Here is a 2645-nt window from a genome sequence, read left to right as displayed (position 1 = left end):
TATTGTTAACCGATAAACAATAATTCTAGATAGGGGAAATTATTATGACAAATTTTGTCCATGAACAAACCTTAAAAGCTATTGAAGACTTTGTCATAACAAGAGAAAAGAAAAAATATGCATCTCAAGAGATGATAAAAGAATTAGTTAGTGAATATGAAAATATAAATAAAAATTGGACTCTAACGCAACTACATATTGTTTCGGTTATTCATGAGAGCAAACAACAAATGAATAACACTCTACTATCTATGGAACTTAATATTTCTAAAGCAACCATCTCTAAAGCTATTCGCGTTCTTATTGATAATAAAATTTTATTGACGCATCAAAATACAGATAATAAGAAGGAAATCTTTTATACTTTAACTGATAAGGGAATACAGTTAGCCATTGTTCATAAAAAATTACACAAAATTGCACATGAGCGTTACAGTGCGTTATTCCAACAATTTAATGATTCCGAGTTACAAGTTGTAACAAAATTTTTAGAAGCATGGAAACAATGTATTTAATTTTTTGTTATATTAGCTTAGAAGGTATATATGTTGGCCTTCTCATAAAAATAGAAAAACTAAGGGGTTTTAGCCCCTTAGTAAAAATTGAATTATATTAATAACTAAAATAGCCATGTTTTTTTAAACTAACTTATCAAAAAGAATAGGCATGGAAATAGGTCCACGTGTATAAAGTCCTTTTTCAACATATTTAAAATCTTCTTCTAATTTAATATTTTTCATATTATCTAAGACTACATTTACAACTATTTCAATTTCTGATTTCGCAAACGCTGCCCCTACGCAATTATGAATACCTGATCCGAATGCAAGGTGTCTTGCAGCACCACTAAATGCCTTTTTAATATCAAGATCCGGACGATAAATGTTGAATTCATCAGGTCTTTCAAATGCATTAGGGTCACGGTTCGCTGCACCAATCATACAAAATACCGTAGTTCCTTTGGATAGTTGGATACCACTTATTTCCGTATCTTTTGACAATTGACGTGGGATCAATTGCACTGGTGGATTGTAACGTAAAGTTTCTGCAATAGCTAATGGTACTAATGAACGATCGCTTAATACATCTTGCAGTTGTTTCGGTTGGTTAATTAAATTATAGATTAATAAAGCAAGAGTCTTATCACCAGGTTCTGTTGCAGCTAATAATATATTTAAAATCAATGCTAGAATATCAGTATCAGTCATAGCTATTCCTTCATATTTAGCACTGCATAATTTAGAAATTAAATCTTCCTGTGGGTTTAATCGTCGCTCTTTAATAATTGGTTCTAAATAATTAGCCAACTGTTCACTGCACCAAAGAGAATGTTTTTTTGCCTCTGGTGGTTGATTTATACTGGTAATAAACTCAGCTACACCACTATGCCATTCTCCTATCTTCTTATGATCTTTCTTATCTAATCCAATCATATCCATTGTTACATAAACAGCAAATGTTCTGCCAAAATCATTAATTAAATCTATCTTTCCATTTGGAAGGTGTGGAGATAGTAAATCTTCTGCATTCTTTTTAATTAAAGGCATTAATTTTTGTAAAGCATCTCCCATAAAACTTCTTAAAACAATTTTTCTTTTCGCTACATGCTCTTTTCCACGCATTTGTGCTAATACTGGTCCACGCATTACTGGTTCAGCACGTTCAGCTAATGATTTTGTTGTAAATGTTTCAGTATCATTCAATATATTACGGACATCTTGATATCTACTAATAAAATAGCTATCAATCTCAGGTTCATAATGTACTGGGTCATTCTGACGTAGGTATGAAAAATACTTATATGGATCTTCTTGAAATTCCTCTGTTAATATATTAACCGTTTGCATAGTATTTGACATATTACTTCCCCCTTGTAATGGATACTTACTATTTGCTAAGATATATCTTCCGATTCTTGAACCATTAAATATCCTTGATTTGGTTTCATCTTGATAGAAAAATCATTTCGAACTATCTGTTCACCAAGCTCCCATGGTTTATGATAAATAAGTACAGCTTCTTGAGCTCCTAAAATTTCAGCTCCGCCAATGAAAAATGGGAGTTCTGCAATTACATATTCTACTGCAATATTTAGCATGTCATTTGATATTTGATCAATATCTATATTAGTACCCCTTGCCCTACCTAAAATGGCTGCATGTGACATTTCTAAGCAAGCATTTCGAAAATCAGTTTCGCTTAAAAAAATATGTTCTGCTTCTGCCCTCATGCAGCTATATGCATTGTTGTCATTAAAATCAGAAAAAGTATGGATAGCATTTACATTACCACCATGCTCTTTAAGTGCCTTTTCAGCTGATCTTCTATTTCGAGATACTTCTTTCCTAACTTTTCTTTCCGCTTTACCTTTTGGAGTTCCTAGAGCCTCAAGTAAATTTGCAGCTTCTTTTCCAGCTAATAAAACACTAACATCATCAAAAGTATGTAATGCCCATTCAATGAGTCTATTAATATATTCATCAGAAAATCTACTATTAAACGGACTAATACCTATTATTGCATGCTTACTACGTTTTAATATTTCAGCACAATTAGTAGATAAGGGTTGAGAACTAAACTTTCGTACATTTCTTAACGCTATAGCATTCGTCATACAATCATCCCTTTAAATAATTTTATCAATA

The 2645-nt window shown here is 31.8% G+C and carries 3 protein-coding genes; 1 reads left to right on the top strand and 2 read right to left on the bottom strand.

Going from position 1 to position 2645, the window contains the following annotated elements; translation table 11 throughout:
• Positions 1 to 44: 44 nt before the first annotated feature.
• Positions 45 to 515 carry a MarR family transcriptional regulator gene (locus tag ACQGS6_RS26095; protein ID WP_426965853.1) on the top strand — a complete coding sequence of 157 codons (471 nt, stop codon included), beginning with the start codon at positions 45 to 47 and terminating at the stop codon, positions 513 to 515.
• Between the two features lie 123 nt (positions 516 to 638).
• On the opposite strand, the gene ACQGS6_RS26090 is transcribed toward ACQGS6_RS26095, so the two are convergent.
• Both ACQGS6_RS26090 and ACQGS6_RS26085 read right to left on the bottom strand, forming a co-directional pair.
• A complete protein-coding gene (locus ACQGS6_RS26090) occupies positions 639 to 1859 on the bottom strand; it encodes a cytochrome P450, cyclodipeptide synthase-associated (RefSeq protein WP_139020091.1) in 1221 nt (406 codons plus the stop codon).
• A 35-nt stretch (positions 1860 to 1894) separates the two neighbouring features.
• Positions 1895 to 2614 (bottom strand): tRNA-dependent cyclodipeptide synthase, encoded by a 720-nt coding sequence (locus tag ACQGS6_RS26085; protein ID WP_426965852.1) that lies wholly within the window; start codon positions 2612 to 2614, stop codon positions 1895 to 1897.
• Between the last annotated feature and the right edge of the window lie 31 nt (positions 2615 to 2645).

This window comes from Bacillus sp. GMs2/2, assembly GCF_050172095.1.
In the GTDB taxonomy this organism is placed as follows: domain Bacteria; phylum Bacillota; class Bacilli; order Bacillales; family Bacillaceae_G; genus Bacillus_A; species Bacillus_A cereus.
Note: the sequence above shows the minus strand (reverse complement) of the source record. Positions and strands in the feature narration are given on the sequence as shown.

Excerpts from the sequence above, each read along its gene's own strand:
- ACQGS6_RS26095 (WP_426965853.1), top strand. The coding sequence starts at position 45 with ATGACAAATTTTGTCCATGAACAAACCTTAAAAGCTATTGAAGACTTT.
- ACQGS6_RS26090 (WP_139020091.1), bottom strand. The coding sequence starts at position 1,859 with ATGTCAAATACTATGCAAACGGTTAATATATTAACAGAGGAATTTCAA.
- ACQGS6_RS26085 (WP_426965852.1), bottom strand. The coding sequence starts at position 2,614 with ATGACGAATGCTATAGCGTTAAGAAATGTACGAAAGTTTAGTTCTCAA.